Source organism: Dermabacter jinjuensis, assembly GCF_902381725.1.
GTDB lineage: Bacteria > Actinomycetota > Actinomycetes > Actinomycetales > Dermabacteraceae > Dermabacter > Dermabacter hominis.
The window spans coordinates 1,410,774-1,429,209 of record NZ_LR698963.1 but is presented as its reverse complement, the minus strand read 5'-3'; the positions used below and the strand labels follow the sequence as shown (position 1 = coordinate 1,429,209).

General features: G+C 64.0%; 19 protein-coding genes. 7 read left to right on the top strand and 12 right to left on the bottom strand.

The annotated features are described in order from the left end of the window. Nucleotides 1–5: 5 nt before the first annotated feature. Nucleotides 6–1,355 (bottom strand): hypothetical protein, encoded by a 1,350-nt coding sequence (locus FXY94_RS06330; RefSeq protein ID WP_147594898.1) that lies wholly within the window; start codon nt 1,353–1,355, stop codon nt 6–8. A gap of 5 nt (nt 1,356–1,360) precedes the next feature. Next, a complete protein-coding gene (locus tag FXY94_RS06325; protein WP_016664195.1) occupies nt 1,361–2,212 on the bottom strand; it encodes a PHP domain-containing protein in 852 nt (283 codons plus the stop codon). Nucleotides 2,213–2,284: 72 nt separating this feature from the next. On the opposite strand from FXY94_RS06325, the gene FXY94_RS06320 reads away from it, so the two are divergent. From FXY94_RS06320 to FXY94_RS06305, 4 genes are read left to right on the top strand one after another with little or no spacing between them, the layout of a single operon-like run. Further along, nucleotides 2,285–3,817, top strand: coding sequence for an aminopeptidase P family protein (locus FXY94_RS06320; RefSeq protein WP_016664194.1), 1,533 nt, complete (start codon nt 2,285–2,287; stop codon nt 3,815–3,817). Then, nucleotides 3,814–5,133, top strand: a complete 1,320-nt coding sequence (locus FXY94_RS06315) for a magnesium transporter MgtE N-terminal domain-containing protein (protein ID WP_016664193.1) — start codon at nt 3,814–3,816, stop codon at nt 5,131–5,133. The genes FXY94_RS06320 and FXY94_RS06315 overlap by 4 nt, the downstream gene beginning before the upstream one ends. Nucleotides 5,134–5,138: 5 nt before the next feature. Further along, complete coding sequence (locus tag FXY94_RS06310) at nt 5,139–5,801, top strand: DUF1003 domain-containing protein (protein ID WP_016664192.1); 663 nt, start codon at nt 5,139–5,141, stop codon at nt 5,799–5,801. 6 nt (nt 5,802–5,807) lie between these two features. Beyond that, entirely contained in the window at nt 5,808–6,926 is a 1,119-nt protein-coding gene (locus FXY94_RS06305; protein WP_016664191.1) for an Mrp/NBP35 family ATP-binding protein, read from the top strand. Between the two features lie 26 nt (nt 6,927–6,952). Here the strand turns inward: FXY94_RS06305 and FXY94_RS06300 are convergent, their stop codons facing one another. Beyond that, on the bottom strand, nt 6,953–7,384 hold the full coding sequence (locus tag FXY94_RS06300) for a Sec-independent protein translocase family protein (RefSeq protein WP_016664190.1): 432 nt from the start codon (nt 7,382–7,384) through the stop codon (nt 6,953–6,955). Nucleotides 7,385–7,514: 130 nt separating this feature from the next. Here FXY94_RS06300 and FXY94_RS06295 point away from each other — a divergent pair, with 130 nt between their 5' ends. Continuing rightward, nucleotides 7,515–8,171: an O-methyltransferase gene (locus tag FXY94_RS06295; protein WP_016664189.1), complete on the top strand. Its 657-nt coding sequence runs from the start codon at nt 7,515–7,517 to the stop codon at nt 8,169–8,171. 42 nt (nt 8,172–8,213) lie between these two features. Here FXY94_RS06295 and FXY94_RS06290 read toward each other — a convergent pair whose 3' ends face one another. The 3 genes from FXY94_RS06290 to dapE form a co-directional block, all read right to left on the bottom strand. Beyond that, nucleotides 8,214–8,384: a DUF3117 domain-containing protein gene (locus FXY94_RS06290; protein ID WP_016664188.1), complete on the bottom strand. Its 171-nt coding sequence runs from the start codon at nt 8,382–8,384 to the stop codon at nt 8,214–8,216. Between the two features lie 98 nt (nt 8,385–8,482). Further along, a complete protein-coding gene (locus tag FXY94_RS06285; protein ID WP_040386885.1) occupies nt 8,483–9,229 on the bottom strand; it encodes an LOG family protein in 747 nt (248 codons plus the stop codon). A 10-nt stretch (nt 9,230–9,239) separates the two neighbouring features. Next, nucleotides 9,240–10,331 carry a succinyl-diaminopimelate desuccinylase gene (dapE, locus tag FXY94_RS06280; protein WP_016664186.1) on the bottom strand — a complete coding sequence of 364 codons (1,092 nt, stop codon included), beginning with the start codon at nt 10,329–10,331 and terminating at the stop codon, nt 9,240–9,242. 69 nt (nt 10,332–10,400) lie between these two features. Between dapE and dapD the strand changes: the two genes are divergently transcribed. Then, nucleotides 10,401–11,351 (top strand): 2,3,4,5-tetrahydropyridine-2,6-dicarboxylate N-succinyltransferase, encoded by a 951-nt coding sequence (gene dapD, locus FXY94_RS06275; protein WP_016664185.1) that lies wholly within the window; start codon nt 10,401–10,403, stop codon nt 11,349–11,351. A 2-nt stretch (nt 11,352–11,353) separates the two neighbouring features. Beyond that, nucleotides 11,354–12,280, top strand: a complete 927-nt coding sequence (locus FXY94_RS06270; RefSeq protein WP_016664184.1) for a hypothetical protein — start codon at nt 11,354–11,356, stop codon at nt 12,278–12,280. A 19-nt stretch (nt 12,281–12,299) separates the two neighbouring features. Here the strand turns inward: FXY94_RS06270 and FXY94_RS06265 are convergent, their stop codons facing one another. From FXY94_RS06265 to FXY94_RS06240, 6 genes are read right to left on the bottom strand one after another with little or no spacing between them, the layout of a single operon-like run. Continuing rightward, on the bottom strand, nt 12,300–13,649 hold the full coding sequence (locus FXY94_RS06265) for a citrate synthase (protein ID WP_016664183.1): 1,350 nt from the start codon (nt 13,647–13,649) through the stop codon (nt 12,300–12,302). A gap of 30 nt (nt 13,650–13,679) precedes the next feature. Next, a complete protein-coding gene (gene dapC / locus FXY94_RS06260; RefSeq protein WP_016664182.1) occupies nt 13,680–14,831 on the bottom strand; it encodes a succinyldiaminopimelate transaminase in 1,152 nt (383 codons plus the stop codon). A 31-nt stretch (nt 14,832–14,862) separates the two neighbouring features. Then, a complete protein-coding gene (locus FXY94_RS06255; protein ID WP_016664181.1) occupies nt 14,863–15,696 on the bottom strand; it encodes an inositol monophosphatase family protein in 834 nt (277 codons plus the stop codon). Then, on the bottom strand, nt 15,693–16,496 hold the full coding sequence (locus tag FXY94_RS06250) for a glycerophosphodiester phosphodiesterase (protein WP_084813933.1): 804 nt from the start codon (nt 16,494–16,496) through the stop codon (nt 15,693–15,695). Before FXY94_RS06250 ends, FXY94_RS06255 begins: the two co-directional genes overlap by 4 nt. Then, the gene (locus FXY94_RS06245; protein ID WP_016664179.1) at nt 16,493–17,638 is read right to left on the bottom strand and encodes an ABC transporter ATP-binding protein; all 1,146 of its coding nucleotides are present in this window, start codon (nt 17,636–17,638) and stop codon (nt 16,493–16,495) included. The genes FXY94_RS06250 and FXY94_RS06245 overlap by 4 nt, the downstream gene beginning before the upstream one ends. Next, nucleotides 17,635–18,435 (bottom strand): ABC transporter permease, encoded by an 801-nt coding sequence (locus FXY94_RS06240; protein ID WP_016664178.1) that lies wholly within the window; start codon nt 18,433–18,435, stop codon nt 17,635–17,637. The genes FXY94_RS06245 and FXY94_RS06240 overlap by 4 nt, the downstream gene beginning before the upstream one ends. Between the last annotated feature and the right edge of the window lies 1 nt (nt 18,436).

Sequence of the window (18,436 nt, the reverse complement as noted above, 5' to 3'; positions counted from 1 at the left end):
CGCGATTAACCGCAGTTCGCGATTTCGGTGCGGTTACTCGCGAGCCATGCGGTGAATTCGCTAGGACTGAGCGCGGCCTTTTCTCGAGCTTCGGGAAGGGCCGCGCGCACGGCTTCGGTGTCGGGCACGATTGAATCGGGGGCGGCGCCGATCCTATTGAGGTTGATTTCGCCGTCCGTCGCAAGACTCACAAACGCGAGGTAGGCCGCGAGGTTTGTGCCGCTCGCCTTCGAAAAACCGCCGCATGGCGCGACGAACTCGCTCATGCCTAGCGCGCCTACCGTGTTGAGGAGATTCGGCCTATTGGACGGCAGTGCCTCACGGTCGCTCGGATCAACGAGGAGCGTCGCGGTCGACACATCGGATTCAACGAAGCGGTGCGTGCCGACGACGCTCGGAATCATGTCGCTTGGCAGCAGGTTCACTCCCGGCGCCAGCTGCGCCTGGAGCGCCGAAAGCGAGGTCGCAAACGGGCGCGGCGTACATACCTTGGGGTTCTCGCCCACGCAGCTAGCCCCGAAAGCCGTCTCGACCGGCTGAACGCGGCCGTTGTTGGAGATTCCCCCGGCGAGTGCGAGCACGGCAACGAGCACACCCCCGCTCGCCCACGTGAGAGAGCGCTCGCCAATGGCGGGCATGATGATCCCCACGCCGAGCCAGAGGATTGCGCGAAGGCCCGCGCTTGCGAGCGTCGGCTCGTAGAAGGACCACGGCGTGTCGATGTAACCGCCGAGGGCCGGGATTGACGCCGATACACCAAAGACGAGGGTCCACCACGCGATGAGGTACGCGATGACGCCCGCGATCCCCACCGCTAACGCATTGTTGATGACAAACGTGAGCACGGCCCCGCCGATCGCGAGGCTCGATATGAACGCCCATGTACCGATGCTCCACAGAATCCACAAGAGCGGGTTGATCGCCTTCGCGTCCCCCACTCCCCAGTGAACAAGACTCAGCGCGAGGACTGCGAGCGTCGGAATGAGCGTGAAGACTGCACCCCAGAGAATCGCTGCCAAGACGATTCCGGGCGAGAGCCGCCGGGACGGTTTCCTCATTCCCCGTTCAAGCTGGTGGGACTTCTCTCGCGCCTCGTCCGCGGCGCGCTCGGCGAGGCTTCGCCACGCGAAAACGAGTGCCCCCGCGACACTCGCGATAAGGCAAGCGAGGTTCTGCGGGGCTACGAACGCGCTAGGCCCCCAGCCGATCCACACGCTCGACGTGAGTGCGAGGGCCATGGCGATAATCCCGAGGGTCGCCACGGTCACGAATAGCGAGGCTTGTGGGTTGCCGACGATGGCTCGGGCAACTTCACGGGCATCGCCCCTACGGCGAGCGCGCTGAGAGCTTGACATCCCCATCACAGCCTTGCGGACGTCGCCGCGAGGATGCGCGCGAGGTTCTCGTCGCTCGTCGTGTTTTCGCCGAGGCGATTCGGTTTTCCGCTCCCGTGGTAGTCGCTGCCGCCCGTGACGATGAGATTGCGCTCGCGTGCGATCGCCGCAAGCGCTGCACGCTCAGCCTCACCGTGCTCGCGGTGGAAAATCTCGAGGCCGTCGAGGCCGCAGTCGATGAGTTCTTGGCATCCGTCGGAATCGAGCCCCTTGCCGCGCGTACGTGTCATGAGGTGCGCCCCTACCGCAAGCGCTCCAGACGCGTGAATCCCCGCGATCGCGTCTTCGGCTTCGAGGGCGCGGTAGGGCACGTAGTAGGGCGAGTGGGGAGCGAGCAGGTGCGCAAAAGCTTCAGCTCGGCCGCTCACGACGCCAGCGCGCGTCAGGGCGTCCGCGATGTGGGGGCGTCCGACGCTTGCCACGCTCACATCGCGGCTGCTTTCAGTATCAAGGACCGCCTCCCACGTGATAGGGAAATCCTCGCTCAGCCGCTCGACGATACGCTGCGCGCGTCGCTCTCGCGACTCACGCACCTCGTCGAGCTTGGCGGCGAATGCCGACCCCGGAGCGGAAGTATTACCAAGGGCGAGGATGTGGATGCTCCGGCCGTTGAGCTTCGCGGAGACTTCCATGCCGGGAAGGAAACCGAGGCCTGCGCTCCTCGCGGCCCCGCGGGCCTGAGCGATCCCGCGGTCAGTGTCGTGGTCGGTGAGAGCGATGACGTCGACTCCCGAGCGGCGCGCCTGTTCGATGACGGCCGCAGGCGGCTCTGTGCCGTCCGATACCGCCGAATGGGTATGAAGATCGATGAGGCTCATCGTTCCTCCTCTCACACCTCTTCTTGGCCGGCCCGGGTGGCTCTTGGCGCTCCCCCGTGAGAATATCGAAGGGTGAGTGAGATCAATAATTCAAAGTCCAGCGCCCCCGAGACCACCGACGATCTGAAGTCGAGGGGCGATACCCGCAGCCAGCGCCCCACGAGCGAGGCTTTTCTTAGCTTCCTCACCCAAGGGTGGGATGAGACGCTCCCGCCGGCAGGCCGCCGTGCCGTTGCCGATTTCACGCCCGCACGGCGCGACTGTCTCGTCGAGACGGTGCCCGCAACTCGAATGGTGCTTCCCGCCGGGGGCCTCAAGGTCCGCAGCAACGATTGCGACTATCAGTTCCGCCCCCACACGGCGTTTGCGTACTACTCGGGCCTCGGCACCGATGAGGAGCCCGATTCGGTGTTCGTCGTCGAGCCCGACGCCGAGGATCCCCGCAAGAGTCAGGCCACGTACTTCTTCAAGCCGCGCTCGGGCCCGGAGACCAACGAATTCTTCGCGGATTCTCGCTACGGCGAAATGTGGGTCGGGCGCCGCCCCACGCTCGAGGAAGTCGAGGAGCAGATCGGCGTGCCGTGCCGCCACATCGACGAGCTGCGCGACGCGCTTGCGAAGGACCTTGGCGACAACCTCGACCTCGCTGTCATCGAAGGAGTCGATGAACGCATCGATGCGCTCGTCGCCGAAATCCGCGAGCAAAACGGCCTCGAAGGCGGGCAAAAGGCCCGCACGGTCAATTCGTTCCTCGAGCAGAGCGCGTCTGAGTCCCGCGTTGTCAAGGACGCATGGGAAATCGAGCAGATGCGAGCCGCTGTCGCGACGACAATCAAGGGTTTCCACGAGGTCGTGCGGAACTTCCCGGAGGCCATCGCCCACGAGCGCGGTGAGCGCGTCGTGGAGACGGTCTTCAACCGTACGGCGCGCGCCGACGGCAACGGCGTCGGCTACGACACGATCGCGGCCTCCGGCCCGAATGCGTGCACGCTTCACTGGGTGCGAAACAACGGCGCCGTCAAGGAAGGCGACCTGATCCTCATCGACGCAGGTTGTGAAGTCGATTCGCTCTACACCGCGGATGTCACGCGCACGCTCCCCGTGACGGGTACCTTCACGGAGCCGCAGAAGAAGGTCTACCAGGCCGTTCTCGACGCTGCCGATGCCGTGTTTGCCGCGGCGAAGCCCGGAATGAAGTTCCGCGACCTGCACGCGACCGCGATGGAGGTTATCGCGGACCGCCTCGATCAGTGGGGCTTGCTTCCCGTGAGCGCCGAGGAGTCCCTCAAGCCCGAGGGCCAGTATCACCGCCGCTGGATGGTGCACGGCACAAGCCACCACCTCGGCATGGATGTTCACGACTGCGCCCAGGCACGCCGCGAAATGTACCTCGATGCGACCCTCGAGGAGGGCATGGTGTTCACGATCGAGCCGGGCCTGTACTTCAAGGAGAACGACCTCCTCGTTCCCGAAGAGCTGCGCGGCATCGGTGTGCGCATCGAGGACGACGTTCTCGTGACGAAGGACGGCGTCGAGAACCTCTCGCGCGAGCTTCCCCGCGAGATCGACGCGATCGAGGCTTGGATGGCGGAGTTGCTCAAGTGAGCCCGCACGAGCGTTTCTTTGCCGCACGCCTCGCGGGCACCGGGCTTTTCGACCCGCTCGGTGACCGCATTGGCAAGGTCCGCGATGTCGTTCTGATTCCGCAAGAGACCCACACCGCACGCGCGGTGGGACTCGTCATCGAGGTGCCCGGGAAGAAGCGCATTTTCTTGCCGATCACGAAGGTCACGTCGATCTCGACCGGCCAGGTCATTTCCGACGGTTCCCTCAACCTTCGCCGCTTCGAAATGCGCAAGAGCGAAATTCTCGCGGTGGGTGATCTGCTCGACCGCAAGGTGAACCTCGTTGACGGGACGGGCGACGCGTTCGTTGAAGATGTCGCGCTCGAGCAGGACCAGATCTCTAAGGAATGGGAGATCACGAGGCTCCACGTGCGCCGGTCGAAGGCTAAGAACGCGTTTTCGAAGCTCGTGGGCCGCAATGAGACGCTCACGGTCGGTGTCGATGAGGTCAAGGGCCTCTTCGGGACTCAGGCGGAGCAGTCCGCACAGATTCTGCTGGCCTCGTATTCGGACCTCAAGCCCGCTGACCTCGCGGATCTCATCCAGGAGATGGAGCCGAAACGCCGCGCCGACATCGTGCGTGACCTTTCAAACGAGCGCCTCGGATGGGTTCTCGAGGAACTTCCCGAGGACATCCGTGTTGAGCTCATGCAGGGACTCGAATCAGAGCGCGCCGCGGACATTCTCGATGCGATGGACCCGGATGACGCTGCGGACCTTCTCCAGGAGCTTCCCGAACCTATGGGCCAGGATCTCCTCACGCGCATGGAGCCGGAGGAGGCCGAGGACGTGCGCCGCCTGCTCGCCTACGACGAGTACACGGCCGGCGGGCTCATGACGACCGAGCCGCTGATCGTCGCCCCCGAGACCCCGGTCGCGCACTGCCTCGCTCTCATATCTCGCGAGGAGATCTCCCCCGCGCTCGCGTCGATGGTGTACGTGTGCCGCCAGCCGCTCGAGACGCCCACGGGCAAGCTCCTCGGGGGCGTGCACTTCCAGCATTTGCTTCGCGAACGTCCCGAGCGCCCCGTGGGCGAAATCATCGATCAGGATCAGGTGACGATGGCCCCTACGAGCCATCTCCATGACGTGACTCGCGAAATGGCGACGTACAATCTTGTGTCGCTTCCCGTGGTCGATAAGGATTCCCACCTTCTCGGTGCCGTGACGGTCGATGACGTCCTCGACCACGTTCTTCCAGAGGATTGGCGCGAGAGCGATGAGCCCGTCGCAACGACGACGGGGCAGATCGACCTCACGGGGATCGCGAGGGCAATTTCGGACCAGGAGGGGTGAGCTAGATGGCACGTGGCAAGAAGAAGCGCCCCCAGCTCGATGATCCCGCGCGCAAGAGGCGCGGGCTGTGGCGCATGTTTTCGAGGCGCCGCCCGAAGGACGACAACAATGATGGTTTCGGCCGCATGGCCGAGGCGATTGCGCGGTTCATGGGTACGCCCGCGTTCCTCGTGGGCATGACGATTTTCTGTGGCGTGTGGCTCGGGTGGAACACGTTCCTTCCCGAATCGGTCCAGTTCGACCCCCGCGCGCTCAACTTCACGCTTCTGACCCTGATTCTCTCGCTCCAGGCGTCGTATGCCGCTCCGCTTCTGCTCCTTTCGGACAACCGCCAGGCCGACCGCGACCGCGTGCAGGCCGAGCAGGATCGCCAGTCGAACGAAAAGGCTCACGCGACCACGGAGTTCATCACGCGTGAAATCGCGAGCTTGCGCATCGCGATGGCGGATGTGGCCACCCGCGACTACGTGCGCGGCGAGCTTCGAGACCTCCTCGAGGAGCTTCAGGCTGGCGACGACGACCCCACACCGGCCGCGGAAACCGCGGATGGCGCTGAACCGATCGAACCCGCACGCGATCACGCGCATTTGCGCTCGCTCCTGCGCGAGGACATTCGCGCCGTGCTCCGCGAGGAACTCGAGCAGATGCGCAGCGATGCTGCGGAGTGAGGCCCCGTGAGAACTGACCTTGCCTCGCAGGTTCGCTCCGCGCTCACGCGCGTGATCGACCCCGATCTCGGCCGCCCCATCACCGATGTTGGCATGGTCAGCTCTGTTGAGGTCACACCTGAGGGGGTGGCTCTCATCCACCTCGTGATGACGGTCGAGGGGTGCCCCATGCGCTCCCGAATCGAGAAAGAGGCCGCCGAGGCTGCGTCTCACGTTTCGGGCCTCACGGAAGTGCGCGTGACGTCGGGGACGATGAGCGAGGAGCAGCGCCGTGCCCTTGTCGAGGATCTTCGCAAAAGGCGCCGCGAAGTTCCCTTCAATAAGCCTGGATCTCTCACGCGAGTGATAGCGATCAGCTCGGGCAAGGGAGGCGTCGGAAAGTCCACGGTGACGGCTAACCTCGCCCTCGCCCTCACTCGCCTCGGCTATAGCGTGGGCGTCCTTGACGCCGACATTCACGGTTTTTCGATGCCCGGGATGTTTGGGGTGAGCACCCAGCCAACCCGCGTGAATGACCTTCTCATGCCGCCCATCGCCCACGGTGTCAAGGTCATGTCGATCGGCGTTTTCGTGCCCGAGCATCAGGCGGTCGTGTGGCGCGGCCCGAAAATGCATCGCGCGATCGAGCAGTTTGCGACGGACGTGTTCTGGGGCGATCTCGATTTTCTCCTTCTCGATCTCCCGCCGGGAACCGGCGACGTCGCTATTTCGGTCGCGCAGGTGCTGCCCACCGCGGAGCTTCTCGTCGTCACGACTCCCGACTCAGCCGCGAGCGGCGTCGCTTCGCGCATCGGCTCTCTCGCTCGCTCCACGGAACAGACGATCATCGGGGTGATCGAGAACATGAGTTGGTTGAGCACCGATAGCGGTGAGCGCCTCGAGATTTTCGGTAGCGGCGGCGGCGAGCGCGTCGCCGCTCAGCTAAGCGAGGATCAGGGCGCGGACGTTCCGCTCCTCGGGCAGGTTCCGCTCGCGCAAAGCGTGCGCGAAGGGTCCGACGCCGGCCGCCCTCACACCGCCTCCGAGTCCTCGAGCGAGGCGTACCTCGCGTTTATGCGCATCGCTGAGCAGCTCGCGAAACCGCGTGGTCTTTCGGGCCGGAAACTCCCGCTCTCGCTCGCGTAGCGCGCCTCGCAAGGTGCGGCGTAGGCTCAGGTTGCCTCGGGGTCGAACGGGGTCCCTTCGGGCTCCTGGGCCGCCTTGGAACCAGCCGCGCTGCCGGAGCCTTTCGCTGCCGCGCCGACACTCGCCACCGCTGCCGATGTGGCGCTCGTAGAACTCTTCACCGCATCGCGAAAATCGTTGACGTCGTCCTCGAGGCCGGTCGAATCCCACGCATCGCGAATGATTTTGCGCGGATCGTATTGGCGCGGGTCGTACTTCTTGAGATCGTCGACGGCAATGCCCATTTCGTCTTCGATCGACGCACGGGAGTTATCCGCCCATTTACGCAGATCGCGCACCCAGTGGATGACCTTGCGGGTGTATTCGGGAAGGCGCTGCGGGCCGATCAGGATCGTGAAGAGCAGGATGATGATGAGCAGTTCCCATCCCCCAAAAGTGAGGAAGACATCTGAACCCATCGACGTGCCTGCCTTGTCTCGTTCCGCTCAAAATGGTGCTCCGCCATTATTGCACGCACAAGTGGGAAACTCGCGCGGCGTGGCCTAAGCTTGAGTGCCACGAAATTCACGGCAAAGAGGGAGAGTGCACATGGCAACGGGCAAGTTGGCGAGCTGGGCGCTCAGCGAGCAATTCCTCGATGAGGAGCGGCTGTTTGCCGCCCCCGGGGTGTGTGAGCGGGCGCGCGAGCGCGGCAGCGCGATAGGCCTTGCGCCGGTTCTTGCGGGCTCGGCCGCACACGCGCGTAGCGTCGTCGCGATGCTCGGGGCACGGGCGATCGTGCAGGTGGGTGCTGGGGCGGGTGCGCTCAGCCTCTACCTCGCGAGTGCGATGGGTTCCGACGCCACCCTCACCGCAATCGATCCTGAGCCGGAAAACGTGCGGCTCGTGCGCAAGGCCTGTGCTGAGGCCCAGATCCCGGAGGCGCGCGTGCGCACGATTAACGCGCAGCCGCTCGACGTGTTTACGCGCCTCACGCGCGGCGCCTACGACATGATCGTCGTGAATGCGAGCGAGCCAAGGCTCGGCGCTCTCGTGGAGGGGGCGCTCGACATTATTCGCCTCGGTGGGGCACTGGTCATTATGAACGTCATGCACCACGATCGTCTCGGCGATTCGTCAGCGAATGACCCGGAGACGGCCCACATTCGGGAGGTCGTTGCCGATCTTAAGGAGCGAGACAATCTCGTGCTCGCGCTGTCACCCGCGGGGGACGGGGTGCTGACAGCAGTCAAGGCGAGGCTGTGAGGGAATAACCCCCACAGCCTCTAGGCAATTCAGGAGATGAGGTTAGGCGGGAACAACCGTGTTGAGGGCGTCGCGCAGCTCGCGCGCCTCATCCGCCGAAATTTCTACGACGAGACGACCGCCGCCCTCGAGCGGTACTCGCATGATGAGGCTCCGGCTCTCTTCGGCCACTTCGAGGGGGCCGTCGCCTGTACGAGGCTTCATCGCTGCCATGATCGTTCGCCCTTTCTCTGGCAATGGATCTGTCGTCCCTATTCTTTCACTTTGATCCGCCGATTCCTGGGAGGGCATAGAAAGCGCGAGGTAAACGGCTACTTCATATCGCGTTTGAGGACCTCGATAACCTCGTCGGCCGTGTCAACGATATTGATGAGATCGGTGTCGCCGGGAGAAATGTAGCCGTACTCTTCCTGGACGGTTTGCTCGAGCCAGGCGACAAGCCCGCTCCAGTAATCGCGGCCCACGAGAATAAGCGGAAACTTCTTGATCTTGTGCGTCTGGATGAGGCACAGCGCCTCGAAAAGCTCATCGAATGTGCCGAAGCCTCCCGGGAAGGCCACGAACGCCTGCGAGTACTTCACAAAGCAGGTTTTGCGCGTGAAAAAGTAACGAAAGTTCACGCCGAGCTCGACGTATTCGTTCATGCCCTGCTCAAACGGTAGCTCGATGCCAAGGCCCACGCTCGTTGTTCCTGCTTCAATCGCGCCGTGGTTGCCGGCCTCCATGATTCCGGGACCGCCGCCCGTAATGATGGCGAGCCCCATCTCGCCGATGCGCCTGGCCACCTCGCGTGCAAGCGCGTAGTGCGGGTGATCAGCTTTCGTGCGTGCGCTGCCGAAGAGCGCGACAGCGGGCCCGAGTTCGGCGAGCGCGCCGAAGCCCTCAACGAACTCCGACTGAATGCGCATGACCCGCCACGGATCGGTGTGAACCCAATCGCCCTCGCCCGCGTTCTGGAGAAGACGCTGGTCCGTGGTCTCGGTGGGGCGCTGTTTACCGCGCAGGAAAACGGGGCCCTTGCGGTAGTCGCTCAGTGGTCCGTGAAAGTGCTTTTTCATGATTTCCACGTTAGCTCAGGAACCGTTCAAGAGACCTGTAACAGTGGGTGAGGGCAGCCGTCGGAATGTATTCCCCATCCGTGTGGGCCAGAAGCGGGTCTCCCGGGCCAAAGTTGACGGCTGGCGTGCCGAGTGCACTGAAGCGCGCCACGTCGGTCCATCCCTGCTTCGCTTCCACGCTCACCCCATCGCCAAGGGCCGCGAGAAAGTCCCGGGCTGCGGGCCGTGTGAGGCCGGGCAGGGCGCCGCCCGAGGAGTCCGTGACCTCAAACTCGAGGTCGAGCCCAGCAAACACCTCTTCGATATGAGCGAGCGCCTCCGCTTCGCTCGTGCTCGGCGCGAAGCGATAGTTCACGAGTATTTCGGCCCGGTCGGGAATCACGTTCGTTGCGATGCCGCCCTCGATTGCCACCGCATTGAGGCATTCGCGGTACAGGAGACCGTCGATTTCCACGTCCTTCGGCTCGTAGTCCGCAAGCCGCGACAGCGCACCGGAAAGAGCGTGGATCGCGTTCTTCCCAATCCATGCGCGACCCGAATGAGCCGCGATGCCCCGCGCGGTAAGTCGCACCCGCATCGTGCCTTTGCAGCCTGCCTCCACTCCCCCGTTCGACGGCTCACCGAGAATCGCAAAATCGGCTTCGAGAAGCTCGGGGCGTTCGCGCGCGATACGCGTGAGCGAGTTGAGGCTTGCCTCCACTTCCTCGTGGTCATAGAAGATCCACGTGAGATCGTGACGAGGCGACGCGAGGGAGCACGCGAGCGCAAGGAACACGGCGACTCCCCCCTTCATGTCGCACGCACCGCGGCCGATGAGCCGCTCCTGCCCGTCCACGACCTGCACGCACGAGGGAAGATTGCCTGCGACGGGAACGGTATCGAGGTGGCCGGCGAGAATGACGCGCTCAGCGCGGCCGAGGTGGGTGCGGGCGATGACGGTGTCGCCATCGCGAATAACCTCGAGGTGCTCGCATGTACGCAGCGTCGTCTCGACCCTGTCGGCAAGGAGAGTTTCGTTGCCCGAAACCGACTCGGTATCGACGATTGCACGCGTGAGCTCGGTCAGGCCCGCATCGAGGGGCAGCGGTGTCGTGTTCATCATGCACACAAGCGTAGAGGTTTTCGGCGCGCTCCAACGAAATCCGAAGAGGCGCGCTATAGCCTGTGAGCCATGACTGAGAACACAAGCGCATGGGGCATCGGCCTCGCAACCATCGCGGACAACGGGACGACCCTTGACACGTGGTACCCCGCACCCGAACTGGGCAGTGCCCCCGATGACCTCGCCAACCATCCCCTCGCCGCCGCCCTCGCAAAGGCCGCGCGAGACGATGCCGCACGCGGCACCCGTCAGGAAGTCGTCACACGAGCCATTTCCCTGGCAGAGGCGCCGCGCGATGCGTCCGATGCGTACTTGCGCCTCCATCTACTCTCCCACCGCCTCGTAAAACCGAACGAGCAAAACCTCGACGGTCTTTTCGGCGCGCTCACGAATGTTGTGTGGACGTCGGAAGGGCCGTGTGCCGTGGACGGCTTCGAGGAGACGCGCCTGCGCCTCATCAGTGAAGGCCGGCGCCCCACGGTCTACTCGATCGATAAATTCCCCCGCATGGTCGACTACGTGGTTCCCGACGGCGTCCGCATCGGCGATGGCGACCGATTGCGCCTCGGCGCTCACCTCGCGAGCGGCACAACCGTCATGCACGAAGGCTTCGTGAACTTCAACGCGGGCACCCTTGGCACCTCGATGATCGAGGGGCGCATCTCGCAAGGTGTCGTCGTGGGCGATGGCTCCGACATCGGTGGTGGCGCCTCGACCATGGGCACCCTTTCGGGCGGCGGGACGGAGCGCGTGAGCGTCGGAGAGCGCTCGCTCGTTGGAGCAGAAGCAGGCGTCGGCATCGCCCTCGGCGACGACTGCATCGTTGAGGCCGGGCTGTATGTCACCGCGGGCACGAAGGTCACCCTCATCAACGGCGAGAATCGTTCCGTCGTCAAGGCTCGCGACCTCTCCGGGGTGCCGAGTCTCCTGTTCCGCCGTAACTCGCAATCGGGCGCCGTCGAGGCCGTCTCGCGCTCGAACAAGCGCGTTGAGCTGAACTCCGACCTTCACGCGAACTAATCATGGCCAAACGCCCCGCGCTGTCTCGCGTGGTCATCCCGCTCACGCTCCTTGCGGTTTTTCTCGCGGTCGTGGGCGGGAGCTTCGCCGCGCTCACTCTCTTTGACGGCGGCCAGCGCACGGGCCGCTGCACCGCGAGTGGGCTCTCGACATCGCATTCGTACTCGACCGAGCAAACCCTCAATGCCGCCACGATCAGTGCGGTCTCGATCGACATGGGACTGCCCCCTCGCGCCGCGTCGATCGCCCTCGCGACCGCCTACCAGGAGTCGAAGCTTAAAAACATCGACTACGGGGATCGCGATTCGGTAGGGCTCTTCCAGCAACGCCCCTCCCAGGGGTGGGGCACAAAAGAGCAGATCATGGATCCTGTGTTTGCCTCGACGGCCTTTTACGAGAAGCTCGCCAAGGTCAAGGGGTACGAGGACATGGACATCACCGTCGCGGCGCAAAAAGTGCAGCGGTCAGCGTTTCCCGATGCCTACGCCGATCACGAGGTCGAGGGGCGCCTCTTCTCCTCTGCGCTCACCGGCAACAGCGGCCCCGAGCTCGAATGCGACCTCGCCGCCGCTGGAGGTCCAGCGCATCCAGAGAAACTTCGCGAGTCTCTCGCGCGCGAGTTCACCCGGATGAGCGAGTCAGGCGAGGTGAAAAGTTCGCTCGGCGCCGCGGGATCAAACGCGCCTCAGGGGGCGGGTCACACGACCGTGGTCATCAAGACGGCCGACGAAAAGCGCGGCTGGGCGCTCGCGAACTGGGCCGTCGCCCATGCCGCACAGGACAATATCGTGGGCGTCGACTACCGCGGGCACCGTTGGGATCGCTCACGCCACGTCTCCCAGACGTCGTCGCAGTGGGACAGCGACGCAACGGGCGGGGCAAGCGGCGAGGATGACGCGGTCGTGATCTATTTCGCGAAGGGGGCGTGAGGCACGGCCGCAGCCTCGGTTATTTGGCCTTGTTCTCGCGCGCCTTCAGTTCCTCGCGAAGATCGTGGAGCAGGAGCTCCGACGTGCCCGTACGCTCCTCGATCGGAACGTATGCGCGCTCGGCTTCGCCCGTGTAGATCTGCCGCGGCCGCATAATCTTCGTGTCGGGATCGTTGATCGCCTCTTGCCACTGTGCGATCCACCCGGGCAGGCGCCCGATCGCGAACAGCACCGTGAACATGTGCGTGGGAAAACCCATCGCCTTGTAGATGATGCCCGTGTAGAAGTCGATGTTCGGGTAGAGATGGCGTTCAATGAAGTACTCGTCGCGAAGCGCGATCTCCTCAAGCTTCATCGCGAGCTCAAGGCGCTCATCATGGATCCCGAGCCGCTCGAGCACCGTATCGGCAATGCCCTTCACGAACTTCGCACGCGGATCGTAATTCTTATACACCCGGTGCCCGAAGCCCATGAGACGGGTGGAATCATCCTTGCTCTTGACCTTCTCCATGAACACTCGCGGATCCTGACCAGACTTTCGAAGGTCGTCGAGCATGTGCATGACGCGCGTGTTAGCGCCGCCGTGCGCCGGCCCAGACAAGGCCGCAACGCCGGCCGAGATCGAGGAGAAGAGGTCCGCTCCCGCCGAGCCGACGAGGCGCACCGCGGTCGCCGAGCAGTTCTGCTCATGATCGGCGTGGAGAATAAATAGCTGCTCGAGTGCACGCACCACAACCGGGTCCGCCACGAAATCCTCGACGGGAAAAGCGAACATGAGCCTCAGGAAGTTCTGCACGAGGCTCAGCGAGTTATCCGGGTACATGAGCGGCTGCCCGTTTGCGACCCGGTGGGCGTACGCCGCCATCGTGGGCATCTTTGCGAGAAGACGGAACGTCGAAATTCGGACCTGCTCAGGGTCGTTCGGGTCGAGCGAGTCCTGATAGAAGGTCGACAGCGCACTCACGCCCGCTTGGAGCACGGCCATGGGGGCGGCATCGCGCGGAAGGGCGATGAACACGCGCTTGAGGTTCTCGTCGAGAAGAGTCCGCTGCTCGATCGAGTGCACGAACTGGTCGAGCTGTCCCTTCGTGGGCAGCTCGCCAAAGATCAAGAGGAATGCGACCTCAAGGTAGCTCGAGTGCTCGGCGAGCTGCTCGATCGGGTAGCCGCGGTGCCGGAGAATCCCCGCCTCACCATCGATGAACGTAATGGCCGACGTCGTCGGCGCCGTGTTCATGAGCCCCGGGTCGAACGTCACCGCCCCCGTTTCCTTGCGCAGCCCCGCGATCGAAACACCGAGGTTGCCCTCGGTCGGCTCGACGAGCGGCAGATCCAGGTTTCGGTCATTCACGCTAAAGTGTGCGGTCATCGCGTTCCTTTCGTGTCTGTCGCAACGCTCTTAGCGGGCGGCTCGGAGCCTTTCGGCAGCGCTAGCGATCCGCTCGTCCGTCGCGGTAAGGGAGATGCGCACATGTCGCGCACCCGCCTCGCCGTAAAAGGTACCGGGGGCAGCGAGGATTCCCAATTTTGCAAGGCGCTCAATGCTCGCTTCGCTCGCCTCACCGAATGTCGTCCACAGGTAGAGGCCGGCCTCGGAATGCTCGATTTTTCCGCCGAAAGCTTCGAAAGCGGGTGCGAGAGTCTCACGGCGAGCGCGGTAGGTTTCGCGCTGGCGGGAGGCCGACGCTTCCTCTCCGAGGGCCGCTGCCATGGCGTTTTGAACGGGGCCCGGCACCATGAGCCCGGAATGTTTACGAACCGCGAGCAGCTCGCCGACGAGGGCAGGGTCGCCGGCGACAAAAGCGGCACGGTAACCAGCGAGGTTCGATTGCTTCGAGAGCGAGTAGGCGCACAGCACATTCGTGAGGTCGCCGTCATTCACGCGCTCATCGAGAATCGATGGGGCCTCGTCCACATCCCACGTGAGTGGCGCGTAGCATTCGTCGGAAGCGACGATGATGTCCCTCTCGCGTGCCCATGCAAGGAGGGCACGCAGCTCGCCGATATCGTGCACCGCTCCCGTCGGATTCGACGGCGTATTGAGCCACAGCAGGCGCACCGAGTCGAGGCAGACGTCGGAACCGAGCGCCCCCTCCCCCTCGCGTGCAAGCGCCCGCACATCGAGTGGGACGGGCCGGGCTCCCGCGAGCCGTGCGCCGAGGTCGTAGGTCGGGTAGGCGATATGGGGAAAGGCGACTGCCTCCCCGGTGCCGATGCCGAGCTGGAACGGAAGGTGCGCAACGAGTTCTTTCGAGCCGATCGTGGGAAGCACGCCACTGGCGCTGAGAGCTGAGGGAGCACCGCGGTGTGCGCGACAGAAATCGACGATGGCCTCGCGCAACTGCCCCGTTCCGGCGACCGTCGGGTAGCCGTGCGCATCCGAGGCGGCCACAAGTGCTTCCTGGGCGACGCGGGGCGTTTCATCAACGGGAGTGCCAACCGAGAGATCGACAATCCCATCCGGGTGTCGCTCGGCGAGTGCGCGCGCCGAGGCGAGCGAATCCCACGGAAAGGACGGCAAGGTCGAAAGGAGCGGCGTTCGCGAAGTCATGGTGCTCATCCTACGACCCCAGTGCCAGCTCTTACCGAGCTCGATCGCCTTCGCTCTCAACGGCGCGGCGCCACATACCGTGCAGCTCCGCCGCGATCGCGGGGTGCGCGACCATGATGCCGGTGGACGGGTCAGAAGGAAACAGGGTGTCGTGGCCGTCCCAATCGAGCACCCTCAAACCGGCCTCGTGTGCGATGAGCATGGACGCGAGGTGATCCACGGCTCCGAATCGCCCCACGAGCGCACCATGCCCTCTGCCGACCGCAGGCCCCACGAGCGACAGGGTTCCCGAGCCCATGATCCGGCTCGTCACGTCGATCTCGCCCAGAGAGCGGATAAATTCCGCCTGGCCCTCGAAGAATGTAGCCCCGAGAAGCTCAGTGAGAACGACGGAACCGGGCAGAGTGGACCGGTGTTCAACCGTGATGGGGCCACCGCGGTGCATGGCTCCGCGCCCCCGAATGGCCGAAAGAATCTCTTTCGTGCGCGGGTCTGCGACGACGCCAACGACGGGGCCATCCTCATCACACATGGCGAGGGAGAATGAAAACCAGGAGATGCCGTGCGCGTAGTTCGTGGTGCCGTCGATGGGATCGCAGTACCACGTGTACTCAACCCCGGCGCTGTCCTCGAACTCTTCCCCAACGAAAGCGTGCGTCGGAAACTCTTCCGCAATGGTCCGGCGTACCCAAAGCTCGATCCCCAGATCAATATCCGTCACGAAATCAGCGGCGTTCTTCTTTGTCGCAAACATCGAAACGTTCGAGGATGTCGAGCGGATCATCGCCCATGTGGCAAGTGACTGCGCAAGTTCGTGCGCGCGCGTCAACACATCGCGCCTTCGTCCCACGTGATCGGCGCTCATGCTCCCCGCACCTCCGCGTTCTGGTTCAGGACGCGCAGGAGGTCGCCCGCACGGTTGGACGTCACGGCCTCAACGCCCATCGCCGCAAGCGCTCTTGCAGTCTCGGCATCGTCAACGGTCCAGCAGGTGGTACGCAGCCCGAGGGCACGCGCATCGCCCACGGTTGTGGGCGAGCACATGCCAAAGTGGGGGTTCCACGAGTAAGGCTGGAGCTCCTCGACGAGGGCGGGATCCGGAACACCATCGAGGGGGTAGGTCATGCGCAGACGTGCAGCGGGGAGGATCTCGCGCACGGCACGCATGGCGGTGACTCCCCCCGTGAACTCCGCCCGTGCCGCTGCCGCGCGACGGTCATCTGAGTGGTGTCCCTCTCCCGCGGCGATTGCCCGGATCCGCGAGGCGCTCACGCGCGCAATCTCCTGCTCCGCCCCGTCAGGTTCGCCCGGGAAATCGAGAAGAAGCACGGCATCGCCCACGGCATCGAGAGCACGCTCGAGCGTGGGGACTCCCCGCTCAAAGCCGTGGTCATTCGCGCACGCGCCATGCTGAGTCGGCTCACGGGCTTCTAGCGCGCTCACCGAGAGTTCAGCGGGACTGGCCGTGCACTCCCACAAGCGCTCGAGCGTGGAGTCGTGCAGAAGAATGGGTTCTCCCTCTGCGCTGAGCCTCAGATCGACCTCGACAACCTCGAGCCCCTCGGCTACCGCGTGTGCGATCGCTTGGAGAGTGTTCTCAACGTGGGCAACGGGGTCGCCACGATGTGCAACGAGCTGCACAGGACTCATCATTTCTCCGTTCATGCTGCTGACTGCTCCCCGGTAGGTCCGGCAGGCGAGGTAGCCGCGTCGACGAGAACACCATCGCGATACACCAGCGCTTCGGTGATGCGCACCCCCACCTCATCGTCAACGCGCAAGTCGTCGGCCTTCGCGAGCGAGCGCACACGAATGGCGCCGACCCGCACGACGAGGTCGCTGAGGTGGCCCTTTGGGGTGATGCGCTCAATGGTGCCCTTGAGCTGGGCGGCGCGGGGATCGCCAATCACGACGTTCTCGGGGCGAATACCGCATTCGGCATGTTCGGCCGCTCCGGTCACGAGGTCAATCGGCAGCGGCTCGAGACCTTCGACGTAGATGCGACCGGAACCGTCGGCACGGCGCTCCACTCGCCCTTTCACGAAGGACATCGTCCCGATGAAACCCGCGACAAACCGCGTCGCCGGTCGGCGATACAGAGTCGTTGGATCAGTCAGCTGTTCGATCCGGCCGCCGTTCATGACGGCGATGCGATCAGCAACGGCGAGCGCCTCCTCCTGATCGTGCGTCACAAAGACGCTCGTCATGCCAAGTTCCTGCTGGATACGACGAATCTCTTCGCGAACCTGGACGCGAAGTTTCGCGTCGAGGTTCGAAAGCGGCTCATCGAGAAGCAAGAGCGAGGGGTTTTGGACGAGCGCACGCGCGAGAGCAACGCGCTGCTGCTCGCCGCCCGACAGCCGCGCCGGTCGGCGCCCGGCCTTCTCCTCGAGTCCGACGAGCGCGAGGGCCTCACGCACGCGTGCGGTGCGCTCGTCGCGTGGGACCTTGGCAACCTTGAGCGGGAATGCCACGTTCTTTTCGACGCTCATGTGGGGCCAGAGCGCGTAGTTCTGGAACACCATCGCCGAGGGCCGGCGCTCCGGAGGCAGCGACGTCACATCACGCTCACCCACGGTGATCCGCCCCGCATCCGGCGTGAGGAACCCACCGATCATCCGCAAAGTCGTCGTTTTCCCGCATCCCGAAGGGCCGAGCAAACAGACCATCTCTCCCTTCCCGATCGCGAGATCAAGATCTTTGATGATGCTCTTGCCACCGAGCGTGATGCTGACGGAGCTAAGCGTGAGCGGCTCGGGAGAGAACCGGCGAGCGGTTCGGGCAGCTTTCGATGCGGACTGTGTCATCGGATTTGGAAACCATCTGCGAGAGCCCCACCCATGATGTGCTTCCTTACGAGAAGAAGCAGCACAACGGAGGGGACGGTGAGCATGATGGAAAAAACGGCCGCGACCTGTTCCGGCGAATTGAGAACGAGCGTGTAGAGCTCGGTCGGCATCGTGGAATAACTGGGGGCACCAACGAGGTAGGTGGCCTGAGCTTCGTCCCACGACGCGAGGAAAGCCATGATGAGGGCGACGAAATACCCCGGGGCGGCAAGTGGAAGCGTGACGCTCACGAAAGTCCTGAGCCATCCGGCACCGCTATCGCGCGCGGCATCTTCGAGCCTGCGCGGTACCGCCGCAAACGAGGCGGCAGGAATCCACGTAAGAAAAACGACCTGACCGAGCATATGTGCGATCGTGACACCCGGAATGGTCTCCATGAGGTTGAAGGCGTAGTACAAAGCCGCAATGCTCACAAAAAGCCCCATTTTCGGGAACGCATTCGTTGCGAACAGGCCAAGGAGCATCACCGTGCGCCCCGGGAACTGCATACGCCCAAAGGCGTAGGCAGCGGGCATGCAGATGAGAGCCGTGAGCGTCGTCGATAGGACGGCGAACATGAGCGAATTGAGGATCGAGGTGACGAACTTTGGAGTACCGAAAACCTTTCCCCACCAGTCAAAGGTGAGTCCAGCCGGAAGGAGGTTCGGCACGCGCCACTCGGTCGCGAAGGCGTGAAGGGCGAGCCACACAATCGGCCCGGCTACGAAGAGCAGCAACGCAAGCGCGGCAAGTCCTGACGCAATTTTCCTGGGCATA

What these genes read in the sequence shown, in the direction of transcription:
- FXY94_RS06330 (WP_147594898.1), bottom strand. Translation starts at nt 1,355, where the DNA reads ATGTCAAGCTCTCAGCGCGCTCGCCGTAGGGGCGATGCCCGTGAAGTT.
- FXY94_RS06325 (WP_016664195.1), bottom strand. Translation starts at nt 2,212, where the DNA reads ATGAGCCTCATCGATCTTCATACCCATTCGGCGGTATCGGACGGCACA.
- FXY94_RS06310 (WP_016664192.1), top strand. Translation starts at nt 5,139, where the DNA reads ATGGCACGTGGCAAGAAGAAGCGCCCCCAGCTCGATGATCCCGCGCGC.
- FXY94_RS06300 (WP_016664190.1), bottom strand. Translation starts at nt 7,384, where the DNA reads ATGGGTTCAGATGTCTTCCTCACTTTTGGGGGATGGGAACTGCTCATC.
- FXY94_RS06295 (WP_016664189.1), top strand. Translation starts at nt 7,515, where the DNA reads ATGGCAACGGGCAAGTTGGCGAGCTGGGCGCTCAGCGAGCAATTCCTC.
- FXY94_RS06290 (WP_016664188.1), bottom strand. Translation starts at nt 8,384, where the DNA reads ATGGCAGCGATGAAGCCTCGTACAGGCGACGGCCCCCTCGAAGTGGCC.
- FXY94_RS06285 (WP_040386885.1), bottom strand. Translation starts at nt 9,229, where the DNA reads ATGAAAAAGCACTTTCACGGACCACTGAGCGACTACCGCAAGGGCCCC.
- dapE (WP_016664186.1), bottom strand. Translation starts at nt 10,331, where the DNA reads ATGATGAACACGACACCGCTGCCCCTCGATGCGGGCCTGACCGAGCTC.
- dapD (WP_016664185.1), top strand. Translation starts at nt 10,401, where the DNA reads ATGACTGAGAACACAAGCGCATGGGGCATCGGCCTCGCAACCATCGCG.
- FXY94_RS06270 (WP_016664184.1), top strand. Translation starts at nt 11,354, where the DNA reads ATGGCCAAACGCCCCGCGCTGTCTCGCGTGGTCATCCCGCTCACGCTC.
- FXY94_RS06265 (WP_016664183.1), bottom strand. Translation starts at nt 13,649, where the DNA reads ATGACCGCACACTTTAGCGTGAATGACCGAAACCTGGATCTGCCGCTC.
- dapC (WP_016664182.1), bottom strand. Translation starts at nt 14,831, where the DNA reads ATGACTTCGCGAACGCCGCTCCTTTCGACCTTGCCGTCCTTTCCGTGG.
- FXY94_RS06255 (WP_016664181.1), bottom strand. Translation starts at nt 15,696, where the DNA reads ATGAGCGCCGATCACGTGGGACGAAGGCGCGATGTGTTGACGCGCGCG.
- FXY94_RS06250 (WP_084813933.1), bottom strand. Translation starts at nt 16,496, where the DNA reads ATGAACGGAGAAATGATGAGTCCTGTGCAGCTCGTTGCACATCGTGGC.
- FXY94_RS06245 (WP_016664179.1), bottom strand. Translation starts at nt 17,638, where the DNA reads ATGACACAGTCCGCATCGAAAGCTGCCCGAACCGCTCGCCGGTTCTCT.
- FXY94_RS06240 (WP_016664178.1), bottom strand. Translation starts at nt 18,435, where the DNA reads ATGCCCAGGAAAATTGCGTCAGGACTTGCCGCGCTTGCGTTGCTGCTC.